At 32.7% G+C, this 21,303-nt stretch carries 23 protein-coding genes and 1 other annotated feature; all 23 genes read left to right on the top strand.

What is annotated here, in order from left to right; translation table 11 throughout:
* Positions 1–47 precede the first annotated feature (47 nt).
* The gene (locus B5X47_RS02485) at positions 48–1,421 is read left to right on the top strand and encodes a UDP-N-acetylmuramoyl-tripeptide--D-alanyl-D-alanine ligase (RefSeq protein WP_079588631.1); all 1,374 of its coding nucleotides are present in this window, start codon (positions 48–50) and stop codon (positions 1,419–1,421) included.
* Between the two features lie 3 nt (positions 1,422–1,424).
* The gene (gene mraY / locus B5X47_RS02480) at positions 1,425–2,393 is read left to right on the top strand and encodes a phospho-N-acetylmuramoyl-pentapeptide-transferase (protein WP_079588630.1); all 969 of its coding nucleotides are present in this window, start codon (positions 1,425–1,427) and stop codon (positions 2,391–2,393) included.
* A 12-nt stretch (positions 2,394–2,405) separates the two neighbouring features.
* Complete coding sequence (murD, locus tag B5X47_RS02475) at positions 2,406–3,746, top strand: UDP-N-acetylmuramoyl-L-alanine--D-glutamate ligase (protein ID WP_079588629.1); 1,341 nt, start codon at positions 2,406–2,408, stop codon at positions 3,744–3,746.
* Between the two features lie 85 nt (positions 3,747–3,831).
* On the top strand, positions 3,832–4,938 hold the full coding sequence (gene ftsW / locus B5X47_RS02470; protein WP_079588628.1) for a putative lipid II flippase FtsW: 1,107 nt from the start codon (positions 3,832–3,834) through the stop codon (positions 4,936–4,938).
* A gap of 55 nt (positions 4,939–4,993) precedes the next feature.
* Positions 4,994–6,088, top strand: a complete 1,095-nt coding sequence (murG, locus tag B5X47_RS02465) for an undecaprenyldiphospho-muramoylpentapeptide beta-N-acetylglucosaminyltransferase (protein ID WP_079588627.1) — start codon at positions 4,994–4,996, stop codon at positions 6,086–6,088.
* Between the two features lies 1 nt (position 6,089).
* Entirely contained in the window at positions 6,090–6,821 is a 732-nt protein-coding gene (locus B5X47_RS02460) for a cell division protein FtsQ/DivIB (protein ID WP_079588626.1), read from the top strand.
* A gap of 7 nt (positions 6,822–6,828) precedes the next feature.
* Complete coding sequence (locus B5X47_RS02455; protein WP_079588625.1) at positions 6,829–7,536, top strand: DUF881 domain-containing protein; 708 nt, start codon at positions 6,829–6,831, stop codon at positions 7,534–7,536.
* A 10-nt stretch (positions 7,537–7,546) separates the two neighbouring features.
* Positions 7,547–8,266, top strand: a complete 720-nt coding sequence (locus B5X47_RS02450; protein ID WP_079588624.1) for a DUF881 domain-containing protein — start codon at positions 7,547–7,549, stop codon at positions 8,264–8,266.
* The gene (locus tag B5X47_RS02445; protein ID WP_079588623.1) at positions 8,266–8,637 is read left to right on the top strand and encodes a small basic family protein; all 372 of its coding nucleotides are present in this window, start codon (positions 8,266–8,268) and stop codon (positions 8,635–8,637) included. The genes B5X47_RS02450 and B5X47_RS02445 overlap by 1 nt, the downstream gene beginning before the upstream one ends.
* A gap of 98 nt (positions 8,638–8,735) precedes the next feature.
* On the top strand, positions 8,736–9,845 hold the full coding sequence (gene ftsZ, locus B5X47_RS02440; RefSeq protein WP_079588622.1) for a cell division protein FtsZ: 1,110 nt from the start codon (positions 8,736–8,738) through the stop codon (positions 9,843–9,845).
* Between the two features lie 83 nt (positions 9,846–9,928).
* Positions 9,929–10,393, top strand: coding sequence for a transcriptional regulator NrdR (gene nrdR / locus B5X47_RS02435; protein WP_079588621.1), 465 nt, complete (start codon positions 9,929–9,931; stop codon positions 10,391–10,393).
* 100 nt (positions 10,394–10,493) lie between these two features.
* Positions 10,494–11,186: a response regulator transcription factor gene (locus B5X47_RS02430; RefSeq protein ID WP_079588620.1), complete on the top strand. Its 693-nt coding sequence runs from the start codon at positions 10,494–10,496 to the stop codon at positions 11,184–11,186.
* Complete coding sequence (locus B5X47_RS02425; protein ID WP_079588619.1) at positions 11,183–12,472, top strand: sensor histidine kinase; 1,290 nt, start codon at positions 11,183–11,185, stop codon at positions 12,470–12,472. The genes B5X47_RS02430 and B5X47_RS02425 overlap by 4 nt, the downstream gene beginning before the upstream one ends.
* A 93-nt stretch (positions 12,473–12,565) precedes the next feature.
* A complete protein-coding gene (locus B5X47_RS02420) occupies positions 12,566–13,903 on the top strand; it encodes a DUF512 domain-containing protein (RefSeq protein ID WP_079588618.1) in 1,338 nt (445 codons plus the stop codon).
* 127 nt (positions 13,904–14,030) lie between these two features.
* Complete coding sequence (der, locus tag B5X47_RS02415) at positions 14,031–15,347, top strand: ribosome biogenesis GTPase Der (RefSeq protein ID WP_013362097.1); 1,317 nt, start codon at positions 14,031–14,033, stop codon at positions 15,345–15,347.
* 18 nt (positions 15,348–15,365) lie between these two features.
* The gene (gene plsY / locus B5X47_RS02410; RefSeq protein WP_079588617.1) at positions 15,366–15,956 is read left to right on the top strand and encodes a glycerol-3-phosphate 1-O-acyltransferase PlsY; all 591 of its coding nucleotides are present in this window, start codon (positions 15,366–15,368) and stop codon (positions 15,954–15,956) included.
* Between the two features lie 9 nt (positions 15,957–15,965).
* Positions 15,966–16,991 carry an NAD(P)H-dependent glycerol-3-phosphate dehydrogenase gene (locus B5X47_RS02405; RefSeq protein WP_079588616.1) on the top strand — a complete coding sequence of 342 codons (1,026 nt, stop codon included), beginning with the start codon at positions 15,966–15,968 and terminating at the stop codon, positions 16,989–16,991.
* A 69-nt stretch (positions 16,992–17,060) separates the two neighbouring features.
* Complete coding sequence (locus tag B5X47_RS02400; RefSeq protein WP_079588615.1) at positions 17,061–18,305, top strand: biotin/lipoyl attachment domain-containing protein; 1,245 nt, start codon at positions 17,061–17,063, stop codon at positions 18,303–18,305.
* Positions 18,305–19,000 carry a YggS family pyridoxal phosphate-dependent enzyme gene (locus B5X47_RS02395; protein WP_079588614.1) on the top strand — a complete coding sequence of 232 codons (696 nt, stop codon included), beginning with the start codon at positions 18,305–18,307 and terminating at the stop codon, positions 18,998–19,000. The genes B5X47_RS02400 and B5X47_RS02395 overlap by 1 nt, the downstream gene beginning before the upstream one ends.
* A gap of 11 nt (positions 19,001–19,011) precedes the next feature.
* A complete protein-coding gene (locus tag B5X47_RS02390; RefSeq protein WP_013362092.1) occupies positions 19,012–19,455 on the top strand; it encodes a cell division protein SepF in 444 nt (147 codons plus the stop codon).
* A 17-nt stretch (positions 19,456–19,472) separates the two neighbouring features.
* Positions 19,473–19,745 (top strand): YggT family protein, encoded by a 273-nt coding sequence (locus tag B5X47_RS02385; protein WP_079588613.1) that lies wholly within the window; start codon positions 19,473–19,475, stop codon positions 19,743–19,745.
* A gap of 11 nt (positions 19,746–19,756) precedes the next feature.
* Positions 19,757–20,542, top strand: a complete 786-nt coding sequence (locus tag B5X47_RS02380; RefSeq protein WP_079588612.1) for a YlmH family RNA-binding protein — start codon at positions 19,757–19,759, stop codon at positions 20,540–20,542.
* Positions 20,543–20,552: 10 nt separating this feature from the next.
* Positions 20,553–21,005 carry a DivIVA domain-containing protein gene (locus tag B5X47_RS02375; RefSeq protein WP_079588611.1) on the top strand — a complete coding sequence of 151 codons (453 nt, stop codon included), beginning with the start codon at positions 20,553–20,555 and terminating at the stop codon, positions 21,003–21,005.
* 52 nt (positions 21,006–21,057) lie between these two features.
* Positions 21,058–21,289 (top strand) — a binding site (T-box leader).
* Positions 21,290–21,303 lie beyond the last annotated feature (14 nt).

The following is a 21,303-nucleotide window of genomic DNA, read 5'->3' as shown; positions in this document are numbered from 1 at the left end:
GGCATTGCCTTTAGAAGTTTTATAGATTAGTCGAATAGGAGAGTATTATGATTAAGCTTACAAAAAATCAAATTTTATCGTGGACTGGTGGAGAAAACAATTTCAAGGATTATAATCCAGAGATTGCTAATGTGGTAACCGATAGCAGAAAAATTCAAGAAAATGACTGCTACATAGCAATAAAAGGTGAAAATTTTGATGGGAATGATTTTATAGAGCAAGCAATAAATAATAAAGCTAGTGTTATTTTATCAAATAGACAGTCTTCGCATAAAGAAGTAATAACAGTTGAGGATACTGTAATTGCACTTGGAAATATAGCAAAAAAATACCTGATGCAATTTGATATAAAAAAACTAGCGGTTACTGGAAGTAGCGGAAAAACTACAACAAAGGATATGCTATACTACGTGTTTAACGAGCATTTTTCTACACACAGGACAGATGGAAACTATAACAATGAGATAGGGCTTCCTCTTACAGCACTGAATATAGATAAAGGATATGAGGCAGCTATTTTTGAAATGGGAATGTCGGCTCTTGGAGAGATTGATTATTTAGCTCAGCTTGTAAGACCGAATATAGCAATAATAACAAATATAGGTTCTTGCCACATTGAGATATTGAAGAGCCAAGAAAACATTTTTAAGGCTAAAATGGAAATTTCAAATTACTTGAGCAATGATGACTATTTGATAGTAAATGGCGATGACAAATATCTGACTTCTCTATCAGAAAATGAATATAAATTTAATTTAATTAAATATGGATTCAGTGGAGAGTGTCAGTTAAGAGCAAGTGACTATAAGGCAGTAGATGGGCAAAGTGAATTTTGGGTTACTGGTATGGGAATAAATAGAAGGTTTACCCTTCCTGCAATAGGCCTACATAATGTAAGCAATGCTCTAAGCGCTATAGCGGCTGGATTGATTTATAAAATTCCTACTGAGAAAATTCAAGCTGGACTTATGAAATTTCAGCCTTCAAAGCTTAGAATGCAAATTTTAGAAAAAAATAATATTAAATATATCAATGATTCATATAACGCTAATCCTGAATCTATGGAAGCTGTTATAACATCTTTTGAGAGCTATGCTAGAGGTAGAAGAATTGCAGTACTTGGAGATATGCTCGAGCTTGGTGAATTTTCAGTAGCTGCTCATGAAAAAATAGGTATACTAGCAAGTGAAAAATTTGATTTAGTATTTTTTATTGGAAGCCAGATGAAGCATGCTTTTGATAATTTTAACATAGATGAAAATACCGATAAAAGAAAATATCATTTTATTGATAATAATATAGCAATTGAGGAAATAAAGCGTATAATAAAATACGGTGATACAATACTTTTAAAAGGGTCAAGAGGCATGAAGCTTGACGAAATATTTTCTGCCTTAACTGATGATAATATGGAGGGTTAAATTTTGAGTTATTTCTTTGATTTTAAGATTATTTTAGCATTTATTATTTCATTTGGAATAGCATATATTATAGGGCCAATGCTGCTTCCGATGTTAAAAAAATTAAAATTTGGACAAACCATACGTGAGGATGGTCCAGCATCTCACCTAGTTAAAAATGGTACCCCAACGATGGGTGGAATTATTTTTATTATTTCTGTTGTGCTTACTGTGATAATATCCGGTAGATATAGCAATGAAATCTGGTTTGCTCTAAGCTTTATGCTTTTATTTGGATTAGTTGGATTTTTAGATGATTATATTAAGGTTGTACTTAAGCGCTCGCTGGGACTTAGAGCATATCAAAAAATAATACTTCAGTTTTTATTTGCACTTATTTTAGCGATTTATCAAAAAAATACAAGTCCTATGGGAACACAGCTTATAGTTCCATTTTTTAGGGACATGACTTTAGATATAGGAATATTATATGTACCGTTTCTTGTATTTGTAATAATAGCTATCACAAATAGCGTAAACTTAACAGACGGATTAGATGGACTAGCAAGCAGCATAACCTTTGTAGTTGCAACCTTTTTTACTTTGATGGCAATTTATACAGGCTATGGTCATTTGGCGATTTTTATGGCTGCTGTTTCAGGAGGCTGTGTAGGCTTTTTAAGAGTTAATAGATTTCCGGCCAAGGTCTTTATGGGTGATACTGGCTCTATGGCACTTGGAGGAGCAGTTGCAGCCGCAGCAGTTATATTAAATCTATCACTACTTGTACCTATAGTAGGTTTTATTTATTTTGCAGAGAGCTTATCGGTAATCATTCAAGTGTTTTCATTCAAAGTGTTTAAGAAAAGAGTGTTTAAGATGAGTCCTATTCACCATCATTTTGAGCTTTCTGGATGGAAAGAAACTAAGGTAGTTAAGGTTTTTTATTTGGTGACTATTGTTTTATGCTTTATAGGAATATTTGCGATATAAAGGAGAACTTCTATGAAAAACAATATAATAATTGTGGGACTTGGAAAAACAGGCTTTTGTGTTTTAGACTATTTTATTAATCAGGATGTAAATATTCAAGTTTTTGATTCTAAAACAGATTATGATTCTGATAAAATAGCTAAACTTTCTTCAAATAAAAATGTAATTTTTAACTTAGGGAAGAATCCTACTGGAGATGAAGAAGCTGATATGGTTGTCATGTCTCCTGGAATTTCGCTTGACCTAGAGTTTGTAAAAAAATTTATATCAAGAAATATTGAAGTAACAGGTGAAATTGAGCTTTCATATAGATATGGCAAGGGCAGATTTGTTGGAATTACAGGAACTAATGGTAAGACCACAACGACTACTTTGGTTGGGGATATATTTAAGGCATATAAATCAGATACGAAGGTAGTTGGAAATATTGGATATCCCGCACTTGAGCAGGCAGTTGTATCAGACGCTGATACTTTTTTAATTACAGAGCTTTCTAGCTTTCAGCTTGAGTCAATTAAGACGTTTAGACCATATATTTCAGCTATTCTAAACATTACTGAGGATCATCTAAATAGGCATAAGACTATGAGCGAGTATATGAAAGCTAAATTTAGGATTTTTGAAAATCAATCATCTGATGAATTTCTCGTTTTAAATTATGATGATGAACTGCTTAGACTAAGTCAATCTGAAATTAAACCTAAAATAATTTATTTCAGCAGAAGGGAAATTCTAAAAGAAGGAATTTTTGTTGAAAATGAGCAAATAGTTGCTTGTATTGGCAATACTAAAGAGTATATTATGGATGTGAAAGATATTTTACTTCTTGGGCAACATAATTTGGAAAATGTTCTAGCTGCTGTATCGATAGCGGTACTAGCAGGGATAGATAAATCTATCATAAAACAGGAAGTAATGAATTTTAGAGGCGTAGAGCATAGATTAGAGCTTGTTAGAACTTACAACGATGTAAATTACATAAACGATTCAAAAGCCACAAATCCAGATTCATCAATTAAGGCTTTAGAAGCTATGAATACACCTGTTATTTTAATAGCTGGAGGAATGGATAAGCAAAGTGATTACTCAAGCTTTATTGACTCATGCATTCCAAAAGTCAAGCACCTTATTTTGCTAGGAGAAACAAAGGATGTTATAGAAAAAACTGCGATTTCAAAAGGCTTATTAAACATTACTAAAGTAGAGGATATGAAACAAGCAGTAGATGTGGCTTTTTTAAAGGCTAAAGAAGGAGATACTGTACTGCTTTCCCCTGCATGTGCTAGCTGGGACATGTATGAAAGCTTTGAGCATAGAGGAAAAGATTTTAAAAACTTTGTACTTGGCTTATAGTTAAATGGAAAAATTTCTGTGGCTGAGTAGCAATCCTTGGTTTTTTAAATAATCATATTTCCTAAAAATAATATGGGTGGTAATTATGGAAAAAAACATAAGAAAATCTTCAGGAAATTTTGATGCTTGGATATTTTCTCTTACAGGTATTTTAGTTTTATTCGGTACCATAATGGTTTTTAGTGCGAGCTATGTTCAATCAGGGGTCAAACATAATGACCCTTTATTTTTCCTTAAAAAAAATATTGTATTTTCGATAATAGGCTTTGCCGGAATGCTATTCGTATCAAAAATTAATTATAAAGTTTATAAAAAATTTGCCCTTCCCCTTATGGGCGTAAATATTTTATTATTGCTGATGACAAGATTTTCGCCACTAGGAATAGAATTAAATTATGCTAAGAGATGGCTTGATATTGGTTTTTCTACTTTGATGACATCAGAGGTTACTAAGTTTGCTTGTATTATAATGACAGCTACAATCATAAGCAATAGAAAAAACCTAATAAATAATCCCAGCACTATAATTCAGCCATTTATTTATGTAGGACTATCGGTTTTGTTAATAATAATTCAGCCAGATTTATCAACTAGCGTTACTATTTTGTTTGTAACCTTTGGAATGCTTTTTATTGCAGGGATGCATTATATCTACGTATTAGGGATAGCTGGAATGGGAATATTTGGAATCATACTTCTGATTTTATTTGAACCCTATAGGTTGAAGCGATTTACTACATTTCTAGATCCATTTAAAGATCCTCTTGGAAATGGTTATCAAGTAATTCAATCTCTTTATGCTCTTGGTTCAGGAGGGATTTTCGGACTAGGTCTAGGCAAAAGCAGACAAAAGTTCTTTTATCTTCCAGAGCCACAAAATGATTTTATATTTGCAATTATAGGAGAAGAGCTGGGATACATAGGAGGTATTTTTGTACTTATATTATTTGCATTTCTAATTCTAAGATGTCTTCAGCTTGTTGTGAAAGCTCCTGATATGTTTTCTTCTATGCTAGTTGCTGGTATAACTCTTCAGATAGGAATTCAGGTGCTTATTAATATTGGAGTTGCTACCTCTTCTATACCAAATACAGGATTGCCACTGCCATTTATAAGCTATGGAGGAACATCACTGGTGATTTTTATGTGTGCTATGGGCATAATACTAAATGTGTCTAGATACTCAAAATAATGTAATAAAATTTTATATATATAATATGAGATATTGAAATAAAGGAGAAAATTTAATGAAAGTAATAGTTTCAGGGGGAGGAACTGGAGGACATATCTATCCAGCTCTATCCATAGCAAATTCTTTTAAGGTAAATAATCCAGACTGCGAAGTGACCTATATAGGAACGCCAAATAGCCTAGAAGAATCTATTGTGCCTAGCTATGGATACAAATTCGTACCTATTGAAGTAAAGGGATTTCAACGTAAGCTTTCTTTAGAAAATATAAAACGTTCATATAAGCTTATAAGCTCTATTTCTAGAGTGAGAAAAATTTTGAAAGAAGAAAAACCAGATATTGTAATAGGTACAGGAGGTTATGTTTCTGGTCCTGTTGTTATGATGGCTGCGCTTATGGGTATAAGAACTGCTATACATGAGCAAAATGTTTTTCCAGGAATAACAAATAAGCTACTTGGGAAAAAAGTCAATAATGTGTTTTTAGGCTTTGAAGAGGCAAAGAAGTTTTTTGATTCTAAGAGTAACCCTGTGTTCGTTGGAAATCCAGTTAGAAATGAAAATTTTTCTATGACAAAATCTGAAGCTAGAGAAAAGCTTAACTTAAAACAAGAAAGCTTTATTCTACTAAGTGTTGGAGGAAGCGGAGGGTCTAAGAGTCTTAATAAAGCAATAAGAGATATGATTCCACAATTTGTTACTAAGGATGTAGTTGTGGTACATGCTACGGGTAAGTTCCATTATGACACCTTTGCCGAGGGTTTTAATATTGAAGATTACAAAGAAAATATAAAAATATATCCATATATAGAAAATATGGGTACTTATATGGCAGCAGCAGACGTTATTGTGTGTAGTGCTGGAGCTATAACGCTGGCTGAAGTAAATTATCTTGGGAAGCCTAGTATAGTAATTCCTAAAAAATATACTGCGGAAAATCATCAAGAATACAATGCAAAAACAATTGAAAGCGCTGGAGCTGGATTTTGCATATTAGAGGATGAGCTTTCAGCTGAGGTACTTAGGGAAAAACTATATAGTATTATGGAAGATGATAAGCTTAGACAAGCTATGGAAGAAAATAGCTTAAGCTTATCTAAGGAAAATCCTGCTCAACTGATTTATAATATTTTGATGAAGAAAAGTGAATAATATGGAAAGAATTAATACAAGCAAAAAAAAAATAATTATAGGCATATTTGCATTCTTGATTTTGACTGTTTTTGGCTATTTATTTCTACCTTATTTTTATTTTGAGAATGCAATTGTATTAGGGGAAACTAGCCTATCAAAAAAAGAAATATTAGAGCTTTCTAAAATAGATAAGGATAATAATATTTATAAAATTAGCCTGAAGGCAGCAGAAGGAAACATAAAGAGCAATCCATATATAAAAGATATAAAAATTAAAAGAAAATTTCCAAAGACACTTGTTTTTTCAATAAAGCAGAGATTTGAGTCAGCTATTATACCTGTTACTGGAGGCTATGCAATAATAGATGAAGAAGGAGTTGTCCTTAAAATCCAAACAGATGTTGCAGCTATGCAAAAACCAATAATCAGTGGAATAAAGCCTGTGAAAGTTCAGCTAGGAAAGAAAATCCCAATAGAAAATGAAGAGCAATTTACAGCTATACTCAGTATGATTTCAGTTTCTCAAAATGCAAGATTACTTGAGAGCATATCCGACATAAACTTAAAGAATCTAGAAAATATATATATGACAACCTCAAATGGTATAACGGTGCTTCTAGGTGACGGAAGTGGACTTAATGACAAGATGCTTAGACTAAATAAGATTTTGGTGGACTTGCACACTAAAGGAATCCACTATGGAGTAATTGATATGAGATATAATAGTAATCCTGTGTATAGGGAAGGATAGATTTAGTATGAAAAAGGAAAAGTTAATTTTTCTTATTTTTAGCTTTATAATTGGTATTACAATTGCCCTACAGCTTAAGAGTATAGATGACTTGACCGGTGGGGTAGCTTCGTCTCAAAAGTCCAGACAGCTTCAATCTGAGCTTAAATCTCTTAGAGACAAAAAACTAGGTCTAGAACAAGAGCTACAGGCATTAGAATTGAAAGCCAAGGAGCTAAAGGATTCTGAACTTCAAGAGGATTATATGGAGCAGGAGCTAAGAAAGGAAATTGATAAATTTGAGCTCATGCTAGGTCAAAAGGAAGCTATTGGACCAGGAATCGTAATTAAATTTCAATCCTCAGATCAAGAATCTCAGCAAACAGCTCTACTTACATATAATTATGAGCTTTTACTTTCGGTTATCAATAAGCTAAATGCTTCAGGAGCAGAAGGCATTGCCATAAATGAAGAACGTTATGTAAATACTACTTTTTTTCAGCTAGTTGGAGATAAGCTTTATGTCAATGGGAATCCTATTTTTGAGCCTTATGAAATAAGAGCAGTAGGGAATCCGGATACTATGGAATCGGCATTAAACTTAAGATATGGGGTTTTATGGGAAATTCGAAAACACTATAATATAAATGCCAGTATAGAAAAAAAACCAGAGCTGAAATTGCCAAGGTTCACAAAAAATGTTGAGTTTAAATACTCTATGCCAGTAGAAAATTAAGGGTGAGAAAATGTCGGGTAATAAAACAAAAATAAATATGTTGGTTTTTATGACTTTTCTACTGGGTATTATTTTAGTGCTTCAAATAAAAAGTGTTAGTTCTACTCATGGATTAGTCACCTTAAAGTCAATCCAAGAAATAGAGAAGCAGATTGAAGTAGAAAAAAACGAAATTATAAATCTTAATAATTTAATTAAGCAAAAAGAAGATGAGTACAAACGCTATGAAGATGAGCTTGACAATAGTGGCTCAATAGTTCCAGTACTACAAGAACAGAAGCTTATGATGGCTGACATATCTGGAAGCACGGATATTAAGGGCAGAGGAATTGTAGTAGAAATCAGAGATAGTGATAGAGAAATAAAAGATGGAGAAAACCCAAATAATATAATCGTGCACGACCAAGACGTGCTTCATATAATAAATGACCTCAAGCTTGCAGGAGCTGAGGCGCTATCAGTAAATGGACAACGACTTCTTTTTATGTCTGAGATAAGATGCAGTGGACCTACAATTACTATAAATGGAAAGACCTTTGGGCAGCCTTTTGTGATTGCAGCCACTGGGCCTCTAGATGAAATGAAGCAAGCTATTACTGCGCCAGATTCATATGCCTACTTACTAAAAAGTGTTTATGGCATAGGAATAGATTTTTTTACAGAAGAAAGCTTAACTATACCTAAATACAGCAAGACTATTAATTTTAAATATCTAAAGGAGGCACAGTGATGATTTGGGCTATTATTGGATTAGCACTAGGTGTTGTAGTTGGTTACTATGTGCCATTTACTTACCCTGATAACTATTCACTTTACGTTTCAGTAGCAATACTTGCTGCGATGGATTCGGTTTTTGGTGCTATAAGGTCATCTATGGAAAATACCTATGATAATCTTATGTTCATCACAGGTTTTTTTACTAATGCAATACTAGCTGGATTTTTAGCTTACCTTGGAGATAGGCTAGGAGTACCTTTGTATTATGCGCCTATTATTGTGTTTGGTGGAAGGCTATTCCAAAATTTTGCATCTATAAGAAGACTTATTTTTAATAAACTTTACTCATCAAAAAAGAGAACAATGACAAAAGAACTAGAATAAGTTAAAATAAAATTATATATTATTTTGCGCAAATACTAGTTTATAGATTATAATAAAAGTATTAAAATGACGAATAGTTAATTTTAGGAGGGCATGCCATGCTACAATTTGATATTAGTACCAATGACAGCAAAGAAAAAATAAGAATAGTAGGGGTTGGCGGCGGAGGAGGAAACGCTGTTAACAGAATGATTCATGCAGGAATAGTAGGGGTTGAATATATAGCTGTTAACACAGACTCTCAGGCTCTTAACAAATCAGAAGCTGAATCAAAACTTCAAATTGGAGAAAAGCTAACTAGAGGGTTAGGTGCAGGAGCAAATCCTGAAATTGGACAAAAAGCTGCTGAGGAGAGTATTGAGGATATCAAAAATTCTCTAGACGGTACAGATATGATTTTTATTACTGCAGGTATGGGAGGCGGAACAGGAACTGGAGCAGCTCCTGTTGTAGCTAGAATAGCAAAAGAATTAAATATACTTACAGTAGGAATAGTTACAAAGCCGTTCTTTTTTGAAGGACCTCAAAAAATGAAAAAAGCAGAAAAGGGAATTGACGAACTTAAGAAAAATGTTGATACCTTAATTGTTATACCAAACGACAGAATATTAGAAATCTGTTCTAAAGATACAAAAATGGAAGACGCTTTTGAAATGGCAAATGAAGTACTTAAGCAAGGCGTTAAGGGTATTACAGACATAATTAAAGTACCTGGACTTATCAACGTAGACTTTGCAGATGTTAGAACTACGATGCTTGACAGAGGAATTGCCCATATGGGTACTGGAAAAGCTAAGGGAGAAAACAGAGCTCTTGAAGCTGCAAAAGCAGCTATTCATAGTCCATTACTTGAGACTACTGTTAAGGGTGCAAAAGCTGTGCTACTAAATGTTACTGCATCTAAGGATACTTTTACAATACACGAGTTTAATGAAGCTTCTAAGTTTATTACTGAAGCTGTAAATAGAGATGATTCTGAGATAATAGTTGGAACGGCTTATAGTGAGGATGCAGGAGATGAAATAAGCATCACTGTTATAGCTACAGGATTTGATGGACATCCAGGAGGATTGGAATCAAAGACCTTTAATCTGCTAGATGAGGCCGAAGTGGCCGAGGAGGAAATAATAGCAGAAGAGGAAGAAACAAAGGAAGAAGTAGAAAGTCTTGAGCTTCCTCCGTGGTTAGTTAGAACCAACAAGAAATAAGCTTTATACATGACCTGAAAAAGTCTGTCTCATTTTGAGTAGACTTTTTTCTTTACCAATTTAAAAATTTTGAGGTGGATGAAATGAAATGCCCTTACTGTGATTTTGATACATCAAAGGTTGTTGATTCACGACCTATTGAGGAAGGCAATTCCATAAGACGAAGAAGAGAATGTGAAAATTGTAAAAGAAGATTTACTACCTATGAGAAAATTGAGCAAGTAAATGTAATGGTAGTTAAAAAAGATGGAGCAAGAGAGTTCTTTGACAGAGAAAAAATTTTAAAGGGAATAATTAGATCCTGTGAAAAAAGACCGATATCAATAAAGCAGATGGAAAATATAGTTACTGATATAGAAAAAGAAATAGTAAATATGATGCAAAGAGAAATTTCCAGTGAAGAAATTGGAAATCTAGTTATGGATAAACTCAAAGATATAGATGAAGTAAGCTATGTTAGATTTGCTTCTGTATATAGGCAGTTCAAGGATGTGAATAGCTTTTTGGATGAACTGAAAAATATAATAGAGGAAAAAAGCAAAAAATAGCTAATATTTATTTACAAACTTAACATGAGTTTTACAAAAGAAGGTTAATTTTCATATATACTTGTGCTAGGGTGATTGGAAAATAGCATGGAGGTAGACTATGAATAAAAAAGTATTAATTGTAGATGACGAAGAAAATATAGTTGAGCTTCTGAAGTTTAATATGGAGCTTAAAGGATACGAAGTTGAATATGCCTACGATGGAGAAGAAGCTTTAAAAAAAGCAAAGGATATAAAACCAGCATTAATTTTACTCGATTTGATGCTACCTATTATGGACGGGACAAAGGTTTGCAGTAAGATAAGAGAAGATGAAGAGTTAAAAGATACACCAATAATCATGCTTACAGCTAAAAATATGGAAAAAGACAAAATTTATGGCCTTGAGCTAGGTGCTGATGATTATATCACTAAGCCATTTTCCATAAAGGAATTGATGGCTAGAGTAAAAGCTGTCACTAGAAGATATGCAGCTCCGAGCCAGCCTATTATGGACACAAGCTTAGAAATAGGTGAGCTTTATATTGACATGGAAAATTATGAGGTTTTTAAAAGAAATGAGAAAATTGATTTAACCCTAAAGGAGTTTGAATTATTAAAGCTTCTTGCGTTAAACAGAGGAAAGGTTCTAACTAGAAATTATCTTCTAGATAAAATATGGGGATATGAATATTTTGGAGAAACTAGAACTGTAGATGTCCACATAAGGCATTTGAGAAAAAAAATAGAGGATAACGATAAAAAACCTCAGTATATAGAAACTATAAGAGGAGTGGGGTATAAGATAAAATGACAATGGAAGCCATTATGAATGTTTTAGTTTTTCTGTTAGCAGCAGCGACTATTCTAATGGGCAAGTATACTCTTTCACTTAGAAGATATGTAAAAGAGCTAGGAAAAGCTTATGATGAAGTAACTAAGGGAAATTATATGGCCCAGATAAATTCATCATTTTCTGGAGATTTAGGTAAGGCTGGAAAAAGCTTTAACCTTATGACTAAAGAAATATATGGTAATATAGAAACACTCAAAGATAGAAACTCAAAGCTTAAAGCAATATTAAAAAGCATATCAAATGGTATAGTTGCAATAGATAAAGAACAAAATGTACTTCTTATGAATAAGGCAGCTAAAAATATCTTTGATTACCATGAAACTGATTACGAAGGAAGACCTTTCGAAATGATAGTAAAGGATCAGAGATTGCTTTTATGTATTTTGGATTTGTTTCATAAAAGAGAAAGAGCGCATACCCAGCTTCATCTTGGAACGGTTGATTATAAAATAAATGTAGACCCAATTAGACTCGATGACAATGATAAGATTGTAATAGGTGCTATAGTAAATATCGAAGACATAACAGAGAGAATAAAGCTTGAAACAATTAGAAGTGATTTTGTTGCAAATGTTACTCATGAGCTCAAAACTCCACTAACTTCAATAAATGGCTTTGTCGAAACCTTAAAATCAAATGCTGGAATTAATAAAGCTATGAGAACAAAATTCTTAGATATAATTGAGGTTGAATCCAATAGGCTTCAAAGATTAATTGATGATATACTTATACTATCTTTTATTGAAGGCAACAAAAGCCATTATTCAAATGAACCAGTAAACTTGGCTGATATAATAAATGAATGTATAAATTTAGTTTCTGAAACAATAAAGGACAAAAATGTAACTATAGAGTTCAGCCCTATGGACAATGAGATTTATTTAAAATCCAATCCTGATTTGATGAAACAGCTGATACTGAATCTTATCGACAATGCTATAAAATATTCTAAGGAAGAAGGCTTTGTAAGGCTGACACTGCTTGAGGATTCTAAAAAGATTCTTTTCTCGGTTGAAGATGATGGAATAGGTATACCAAGTGAAGATATTGATAGAATTTTTGAGAGATTCTATAGAGTAGATAAAGCTAGAAGCAAAAAAGTCGGAGGAACAGGTTTGGGGCTTGCAATTGTAAAGCATATAGTGTTAAACTTAAATGGTAATATAAAAGTTCATAGTGAGCTTAATAAGGGAAGTAAATTTATTATTGAATTTCCAAAAAACGATAAAGATGACTCCAAATAACGATTGAGTTTATTGGAGTCTTTTTTTGCATTAATGCCAAAAGGGCGCTAGTGTGGTATATTAGTATGTAGTTGAATATTGGAGTGGATGAATGTGGAACTAAAAAAAATGAAGTTTGAAAACAAAATAACTAAAATAGAGCCAGATTCTATTGCAGAGGAACTGGAAATAGAAGTAGGAGATATCTTAGTTGCAATAAATGCGCAAAAAATTGAAGATATAATAGAATATCAGTTTCTTGAAGCTGATGAATATATTGAGCTTGAAATAGAAAAGCAATCTGGAGAACATATTATATATGAAATTGATAAGGATATAGATGAAGCCTTGGGCTTAGAATTTGAAAATCCAATTATAGATTCAGTTAAAACCTGTAGAAATAAATGTATTTTTTGCTTTATAGATCAGCTTCCAGAGGGTATGAGAGAAACACTATACTTTAAAGATGATGATTCTAGGCTTTCGTTTTTGCAGGGGAATTTTATAACTATGACAAATATGGGCGATAAAGAAATTGATAAAATGATAAAATATAGAATAAGCCCAGTAAATGTGTCTGTACACACAACAAATCCAATACTTAGAGCAAATATGCTTGGCAATAGATTTGCAGGAGATGTACTGGATAAAATGAAACGACTTAAGACTGCAGACATAACTATGAATGCTCAAATTGTACTTGTGCCAGATGTAAATGACAAAGAGGAGCTAGATAAAACCATAAATGATTTAGCTAGCCTATATCCTCAGCTTAACAGTGTTGCTATAGTTCCAATAGGAATAACAAAGTATAGAGAAAATTTATGCAAGGTTGAAATTTTTGATAAAGAATCAGCAAACGAGGTTATAAATCAGATTGAAAAAATTCAAAATGAGCTATTGGATAAATTAGGAACTAGGTTTGCTTTTCTATCTGATGAATTTTATGTGATGGCAAATAGAAATCTTCCAACAAAAGAAGCTTATGAAGGCTATGTGCAATTAGAAAATGGAGTTGGGCTTATATCGAAATTAGAACATGAAATTTATGAAGAGCTTGAAAAAACACCTAAATTTCCTATAAATAGGCATATTTCTATAGCGACAGGAAAAAGTGCTTTTGAGTTTATAAATAGTATGGCTAAGCTCATCATGAAAGAATTTGAAGGTCTAAAAATTGATGTGCATATGATTAGCAACGAGTTTTTTGGCGAAACCATAACAGTAGCTGGATTAATAACGGCTAGTGATATTGAAAAGCAGTTAAAGGATAAGAACCTTGGACAAGAGCTAATTATACCAAGAAGTATGATGAAAGCTGATGAAGACATTTTTCTGGATAATATTACTCTAGATGAACTCAAGCAAAGACTGAAAATAGAAATTATCATATCAGAGGTTGAAGGAAGAGACTTTATAGATAAGCTTGTAGGAAGAGTACAAAAGAATTAGGAAAATATATAAGGGCAGTTTAATGCCAAAAAGAAAAGCTTTTAATAGCTATTACCAAGATTATCTTTTTAGATGAGGGTTTGGTGTTTGAATGTATAAAAATAAGAATTATAAAGGAGTATGATTTATGAATCCAATAGTAGCAATAGTTGGAAGACCAAATGTCGGGAAATCGACATTATTTAATAGGATTGCTGGAGAAAGAATCGCAATAGTTGAGGATACCCCAGGAGTTACGAGAGATAGAATATATGCTCAGGCAGAATGGGTGAGTAAGCACTTTACAATTATAGATACTGGAGGAATAGAGCCGGATTCTGAGGAGCTGATTCCTAAAAAAATGAGACAACAAGCAGAGCTGGCTATGGATATGGCTCAGGTAATTCTATTTGTAGTAGATGGAAAAGCTGGACTTACTCCATCAGATAGAGATGTTGCACTTATGCTGCTAAAAACTAAGAAGCCAGTGCTTTTAGTAGTAAACAAAGTAGACAATAAAAATCTACCAGATGATTTTTATGATTTTTATGAGCTAGGTTTTGGAGAACCAATACCAGTATCTTCAAGTATAGGTCTTGGAACGGGAGATTTACTAGATGAAGTTGTTAAAAACTTCCCACAGGATATGGATACTGAGCTAGATGAAGATGTTGTAAAGGTAGCTATTGTTGGAAAACCAAATGCAGGAAAATCTTCGATTCTAAATAGACTTATTGGAGAAGAAAGAGTTATAGTAAGTCCGATAGCAGGAACTACTAGAGATGCAATTGACACCTATATAGAAATGGATGGAAAAAAATATCTGTTCATAGATACTGCAGGGATTAGAAGAAAAAGCAAGGTTTACGAAAATATTGAAAAATACTCAGTTATTCGTGCTTATGCTTCAGTAGAAAAAGCCGATGTAGTTTTAACTGTTATAGATGCGACTGAAGGAATTTCTGAGCAGGATAGTAAAATTGCAGGGCTGGCACATGACGCTGGAAAGGCGTCAATAGTTGTAGTAAATAAATGGGATTTAATTGAAAAGGATAATCACTCAGTAAAGGAATATACTAAAAAAATTAGAGAAGAGCTACCATTTATGCAATACTGCCCTATTCTTTTTGTATCAGCACTTACTTCACAAAGAATGGGAAAAATAAAAGAAACTGTAGATTTCATTTTTGATGAGGCATCAAAGCGTGTAGCTACAGGAGTACTAAATGATGTAATCGGAGAGGCTGTAATGATGAACCAACCTCCATCTGATAAAGGTAAGCGTCTTAAGATATACTATGCAACTCAAGTAGGGGTAAGACCACCAACGTTTGCAATTTTTGTAAACGAAAAAGAGCTATTCCACTTTTCTTATCAGAGATATATTGAGAATAAACTAAGAGAAAACTTTGGATATGAAGGAACTCCTCTTAAAATATACGTAAGAGAAAAAAATAGAAAATAGCTTTGGGGGTACAGTTATATGAGCTGGATTTCGATAGTATTGATAAGTTATTTATTAGGAAACATTTCACCATCGTATTTTATAGGTAAAAAATTTAAAAATTTAGATATAAGAGAGCATGGTTCAGGAAACGCTGGAACTACAAATACACTTAGAGTGTTGGGAGCAAAATATGCGCTCATAGTTTTTGTGATTGATTTTCTAAAAGGTCTAATTGCAACGCAGATAGGCTACAAAGCAGGCGGACTGGAGTTTGCTCTAGTTGCTGCAGTGGCTGTTGTATTTGGACATGTTTTTCCGGTACTGCTTAAGTTCAAAGGTGGTAAAGGAGTAGCAACTAGTGTTGGAGCACTTCTTGGCCTATTTCCTATTTATGGACTTATCGCGCTTTTGCTTGCGATAGCGCTTATAATGAAGACAAGATATGTATCACTTGGCTCTATTGTGGGTATGTCAACGCTTCCATTTATTTTATACTCAGCGCGTCAGCCTAGAGAATCAATTATAACTAGCATTGTTTTGGCAGGGTTTATTATATTTACTCATAGAGAAAATATTAAAAGACTCATAAACAAAACTGAGAGAAAATTAGGAGAGAAAACAAAGTAGGAGGATAATATGGATACTATTTGTATTATGGGAGCAGGAAGCTGGGGAAGTGCCTTAGCTTTGCTTTTAAATAATAATGGACATAAAGTGAACCTATATGTTAGAAATGAATCTCAAGCAAATGAAATGATTAATACAAATAAGAACAGCAAATATCTAGGAGATATAATTATACCTTCTGAGATAAATATTTTTACAGATTTAGACTCAGCGACCAAGGATGCATCAGTAATAGTGCTAGCTGTCTCTTCTCAAGCTACTAGAGCAGCTGTTTTGAGTCTCCAAAATAAAATCAGTTCAAATGTAATTTTAGTAAATGTATCGAAAGGCTTGGAAAAAGGCACTAATAAAAGAATATCTGAGGTTGTAGGAGAGCTTTTGCCAAGCAATAGTTTCGTGGTTCTATCAGGACCATCTCATGCAGAAGAGGTTGCAGTAAAAATGCCTACGACTGTTGTAGCAGCTTCTGAAAATATTGAAGCAGCTGAGTATATTCAGGATGTTTTTAGCAGTGAGTTTTTTAGAGTTTATACAAATCCAGATGTAATTGGAGTAGAGCTTGGAGGAGCCTTAAAAAATATCATAGCCTTTGGAAGTGGAATTATCGATGGACTAGGCTATGGAGATAATACAAAGGCTGGAATAATGACTAGAGGACTTGCTGAAATAGCTAGGCTAGGAGTTGCTCTAGGGGCTGATATATCCACTTTTGCAGGTCTATCAGGTATAGGAGATTTAATTGTAACCTGTACATCTATGCACTCAAGAAATAGAAGAGCTGGAATAATGATAGGTCAAGGTAAAACTTTAGAGGAAACCCTAGCAGAAATACAAATGGTAGTTGAAGGGATAACTGCAACTGAGGTAGCCTATAATCTAGCTCTAGAAAAAAACATAGATATGCCTATAACAGCTGAAATATATAAGGTTTTATACGAAGGCAAAGACATTAAAGAAACTATAAAAAGTCTAATGACTAGAACAAAAAAACATGAGACTGAGGACTTGATTCATTTAAAATATTCAGAGTTTTAAATACTAGATTTTTATTTTGCCATCTTAGGCTATAAACTATCAATAAGAATAAGAAAGTGTGAAAAATATATGCCAAAGTCAAAAAAGAAACGTTTTAATTTATTATATTTTTTAATATTTGGTTTTATGCTGTATTTTTGCTTTCATGTATACTTTGTTGTAAATGCGGCTACTATTAAAACTTACACTTTAGATTTGGGAGAAATATCTAATACTATAGAAAAAGATGTACTTATCCTAAGAGAAGAATATCAGCTTAAGGCTCCATCTGCAGGATATGTATCCTACTTTGTAGATGAGGGAGATAGAGTTAAAAGAGCAGATTTGGTAGCAAAAATTCAAAATGAAGAGCTAAGTGGAGATGAACAGTCGACACTTCAGATTTTAAACAGAAGGATAAATGAGTTGAAAAACAACGCAGCTATTCAAAACCCTGAAAAAGAAATTGAAGAGATAAATAATAAAATTGATTTTTTATATACTGATATATCTCATAGAATTGCTGAAAATGATATATCTTATATACCAGATTTAAAAGAGCAAATTCTTACGCTTATGGATAGAAAAAAGCTTCTAACAGGTGCATCGAGTCTAGGAAACATGACTGTGGAGCAGCTTGAATCAAAAAAAGCTGAAATTCAGAATAAGCTTAGCTCGGAAAAATTTTATATAAAATCTGTTAATCCTGGAGTTTTAGCTTTTTATAGCGACGGTTTACAAGATGAATTTTCTATTATAAATAAAGACAAGCTATCTGTTACAAAAATAAATAAATTTCAAGATAAAAATCTAGTATCAGAAAGCGAAAGTGTCAATCAAGGAGATGTAATAGCATCTATTATCAACAACCACATGTGGTACTTAGCTACTGAAGTTACACCTGAGGATATTAAGGTAATAGAAAGAGGCAAAGCAGTTGAAATCATTATTGATAAGGAAACTATTAAAGCAAAGCTAGAAGACTTTTATAAAGGCGAAGATGAAAAATTTGTTGGGCTATTCAGTATTGAAGATGAAAATTTTGATTTTACTAAAAAGAGAAAGTATAAGGCTCAAATTTGCTATGAAAATCCTAGCGGCTTATTGATTCCAAAAGAAACTGTTACTAATTATGAAAACAAAAAAGGGGTATTTATAGTAAATGAGGTTGGAAGTGCTGTATTTAAGCCTATTGATACTATAGCTGGAGAAAATGAAAAATATTATGTATTGAGGTATGACCCTAATGCCTTACAAAACTCAGAAAATATAAATCTTTATGATGAGCTTATAGTATCTCCTAAAAATATAAAAGATGGACAGAGGGTGAGATAATGAGTCAAATTAAGACTAATATTGAATTTGTAAAAGAAGAAATAAAAAAGACACTAAATAAATGCGAAAGAAATGACGATGTAACTCTCATAGCTGTGAGTAAAACTGTAGGGGTCGAACAAATAAATGAGGCTTTAGACTCAGGAATTGAAAATTTGGGTGAGAATAAAGTCCAAGAGGTAGAAAAAAAACATCCAAATGTATCAAAAAAAGCCATTTGGCACCTTATTGGCACTTTACAGACTAACAAAGTAAAATATATAATAAAGACAATAGACTTAATTCATTCATTAGATAGAATACCTCTTGCAAAAGAAATTGATAAAAGAGCTAAAGAAAACGATTTAATCATGGATTGTCTCGTTCAAGTGAATATATCACTTGAGGATTCAAAGCATGGGTTACTTGCAGAGGATGTTGAGGCTTTTGTTAAAGAGGTTTCTTTGAACTATAATAATATAAGAATTGTAGGACTTATGGGAATGGCTCCCTTTGAAGCTGAACCAGAGCAAACTAGACCTTATTTTAAAAAGTTAAAAAACCTATTTGATGAATTGTCAAGTTTATCACTTGAAAATGTAGAGATGAAGTATCTTTCGATGGGCATGACCAATGACTATAAAATAGCAATAGAAGAAGGCTCTAACATGATAAGAGTAGGAACAGGCATTTTTGGTGAAAGAAATTATGTATAGGAGGATTAGTTATGGCAGAAAAATTATCAGGAAAGATTAAAGACTTCCTTTTTGGAGGTTTAAGAGAAGATGATTTTGAGGATGATGAATATTTTGAAGAGGAAAACCTTTCTGTAGCACCAATTATTTCAAAGGCTTCATCTAATAAGGTTGTAAATATCAATCCTAATCAGCAGCAGATGAAGGTTATAGTTTATGAACCAACATCATATGATGATGCACCTACTATAGTTAATAGCTTAAAAACTAGAAATGCTGTAGTTGTAAATCTTGAAAATATCCATGATCCAGAAGTTTCAAAAACTATTTTCCATTTCTTAAATGGGGCTATTTATGCTATGGATGGAGATATTAGAAAGATATCAAAGGCTATATTTGTTCTTGCTCCTTCAAATATAGATATCGATGGAAACATTAAAAAAGAGCTTGAAAGTAAAGGTCTATTTAGATGGTAGACAAAAGGAGATTTTAGATGTGGGCAATTAGGACAGCTGTTAATTACTTTTTTGAAATCGTACAACTATTGGTGCTAATAAGAGTAATATTGTCATGGGTTCCAAATGTAAATATGTATTCTAAGCCAGTGAAATTTATTTATAATGTCACTGAGCCTATAATGGAGCCTGTTAGGGAATTTACTGCAAGATACATAAATCTAGGGCCAATAGATATTTCACCTATAATTGTCTTGTTCCTTCTAAGTTTTGTTAGAAATGTAATTTTAAGACTATTGTTTATTTTATAAGTGAGAGTTAAATGGATAAAGAAAAGCTAACTTCTTTTATAAAAAATGTTGAACTTAAAAAAACTATAATTAAAAATCTTTCTAAGGCTGAAGGGGTCATTGACAATTATGACATTAGGAATACTGACTTTATGAACCCTTTTGAAAAAAAGAACTTCATATCGATTCTTAAGGGACTAGATTCTATAGGGTTTAGAGAGTGTAGTCCTTCAGCTATGCCCGAAAGGAGTATAATACAGATATTTCCAGAATACATAGCAGAAGAGTCTTTAGAAAAACCCTATGATATTATAAAAATAAGCGGAAATTTTAAATTTAATAAGCTCAGCCATAGAGACTATTTAGGAGCATTATTAGCTCTAGGGATAAAAAGGGAAAAGCTAGGAGATATTCACGTTCATGAGGACTGCGCATATATAATTGCAGACAAAAATGTAAGCCACTATATAATGTTTAACCTAACTTCTATAAACAAGGCTTCAATAACAGCCAAAATAATAGATGAATACGATTTTGAAGAATCTATACCAAATTATCAAGAAAAAATTATCACCACTTCTTCGAGAAGAGCTGATGCTGTAGTTTCTGAAATTTTCAATCTTTCTAGGGCCAAAATTCAAGAATATATATTAAAAGAAAGATTGTATGTGGATTTTGAGCTATTTACTACAAATTCAAGAGAAATTAAGGACGGCTCTTTGATATCACTTAAAGGATATGGAAGAGCTATTTTTGATGAAGTTATATCTGAAACTAAAAAAGGCAAAATGAGGGCTAGGGTAAAAAAAGTACTTTAGGAGGATATATATGATTACACCACTTGATATAGAAAACAAAGAATTTAAAAAAGGCTTAAGAGGATATAACGAAAATGAAGTCGATAGCTATTTAGATGAAATCAAAAAGGAATATGAAAACCTTTATAGGGAAAACATAGAACTTAAAGATAAGTTAAATGCACTGACTGAGCAGATTAAAAGATATAAGACCATAGAGGAGACTTTAAAGGAAACTCTTATTGTAGCTCAGCAGACTGCTGAGGAAGTAAATGCAAGTGCCCAGAGAAAATCATCGCTTATAATTGATGAGGCGCATCATCAAGCGAAGAAAATTGTAGAGCAGGCAAACAACGATGTTATTCAAATTAAAAAGGATTACGAAAACATCAGAAAAGAATTTGTAATATTTAAAGGAAAGTTTAAATCCTTGCTAGAAGATGGAATTTCAAGTATTGAAGAGACATTCAAAGATATAGAATAAATTCTTGCGTTTTTTAACAATATAGTATAAAATAATCACTAAATATGAATACAAAAAGGCTATGATTAGGAGAGTAACTGATATAAATATTTCAGAGAGTAGAGGAAGAGGTGGGAACTCTACATAGGATTATCAGTGAAAATCACCTAGGAGCTAAAAAATCGAAAATAAGAAGTCTTTATTTAGTAGATTTTTTCATCTTGCACGTGTTAAGTGCATTTGAGAGGTTCTGGCTAGATGCCATGAACAACTAGGGTGGTACCGCGGAATTATTCGTCCCTGCATTTTTGCAGGGATT

Source organism: Acetoanaerobium noterae (genome assembly GCF_900168025.1).
In the GTDB taxonomy this organism is placed as follows: domain Bacteria; phylum Bacillota; class Clostridia; order Peptostreptococcales; family Filifactoraceae; genus Acetoanaerobium; species Acetoanaerobium noterae.
Note: the sequence above shows the minus strand (reverse complement) of the source record. Positions and strands in the feature narration are given on the sequence as shown.

What these genes read in the sequence shown, in the direction of transcription:
- B5X47_RS02460 (WP_079588626.1), top strand. Translation starts at nt 6,090, where the DNA reads ATGGAAAGAATTAATACAAGCAAAAAAAAAATAATTATAGGCATATTT.
- B5X47_RS02425 (WP_079588619.1), top strand. Translation starts at nt 11,183, where the DNA reads ATGACAATGGAAGCCATTATGAATGTTTTAGTTTTTCTGTTAGCAGCA.
- plsY (WP_079588617.1), top strand. Translation starts at nt 15,366, where the DNA reads ATGAGCTGGATTTCGATAGTATTGATAAGTTATTTATTAGGAAACATT.
- murG (WP_079588627.1), top strand. Translation starts at nt 4,994, where the DNA reads ATGAAAGTAATAGTTTCAGGGGGAGGAACTGGAGGACATATCTATCCA.
- ftsW (WP_079588628.1), top strand. Translation starts at nt 3,832, where the DNA reads ATGGAAAAAAACATAAGAAAATCTTCAGGAAATTTTGATGCTTGGATA.
- B5X47_RS02430 (WP_079588620.1), top strand. Translation starts at nt 10,494, where the DNA reads ATGAATAAAAAAGTATTAATTGTAGATGACGAAGAAAATATAGTTGAG.
- B5X47_RS02485 (WP_079588631.1), top strand. Translation starts at nt 48, where the DNA reads ATGATTAAGCTTACAAAAAATCAAATTTTATCGTGGACTGGTGGAGAA.
- B5X47_RS02395 (WP_079588614.1), top strand. Translation starts at nt 18,305, where the DNA reads ATGAGTCAAATTAAGACTAATATTGAATTTGTAAAAGAAGAAATAAAA.
- B5X47_RS02375 (WP_079588611.1), top strand. Translation starts at nt 20,553, where the DNA reads ATGATTACACCACTTGATATAGAAAACAAAGAATTTAAAAAAGGCTTA.
- B5X47_RS02385 (WP_079588613.1), top strand. Translation starts at nt 19,473, where the DNA reads ATGTGGGCAATTAGGACAGCTGTTAATTACTTTTTTGAAATCGTACAA.
- ftsZ (WP_079588622.1), top strand. Translation starts at nt 8,736, where the DNA reads ATGCTACAATTTGATATTAGTACCAATGACAGCAAAGAAAAAATAAGA.
- nrdR (WP_079588621.1), top strand. Translation starts at nt 9,929, where the DNA reads ATGAAATGCCCTTACTGTGATTTTGATACATCAAAGGTTGTTGATTCA.
- B5X47_RS02405 (WP_079588616.1), top strand. Translation starts at nt 15,966, where the DNA reads ATGGATACTATTTGTATTATGGGAGCAGGAAGCTGGGGAAGTGCCTTA.
- B5X47_RS02390 (WP_013362092.1), top strand. Translation starts at nt 19,012, where the DNA reads ATGGCAGAAAAATTATCAGGAAAGATTAAAGACTTCCTTTTTGGAGGT.
- der (WP_013362097.1), top strand. Translation starts at nt 14,031, where the DNA reads ATGAATCCAATAGTAGCAATAGTTGGAAGACCAAATGTCGGGAAATCG.
- B5X47_RS02445 (WP_079588623.1), top strand. Translation starts at nt 8,266, where the DNA reads ATGATTTGGGCTATTATTGGATTAGCACTAGGTGTTGTAGTTGGTTAC.
- B5X47_RS02455 (WP_079588625.1), top strand. Translation starts at nt 6,829, where the DNA reads ATGAAAAAGGAAAAGTTAATTTTTCTTATTTTTAGCTTTATAATTGGT.
- murD (WP_079588629.1), top strand. Translation starts at nt 2,406, where the DNA reads ATGAAAAACAATATAATAATTGTGGGACTTGGAAAAACAGGCTTTTGT.
- B5X47_RS02400 (WP_079588615.1), top strand. Translation starts at nt 17,061, where the DNA reads ATGCCAAAGTCAAAAAAGAAACGTTTTAATTTATTATATTTTTTAATA.
- B5X47_RS02450 (WP_079588624.1), top strand. Translation starts at nt 7,547, where the DNA reads ATGTCGGGTAATAAAACAAAAATAAATATGTTGGTTTTTATGACTTTT.
- B5X47_RS02380 (WP_079588612.1), top strand. Translation starts at nt 19,757, where the DNA reads ATGGATAAAGAAAAGCTAACTTCTTTTATAAAAAATGTTGAACTTAAA.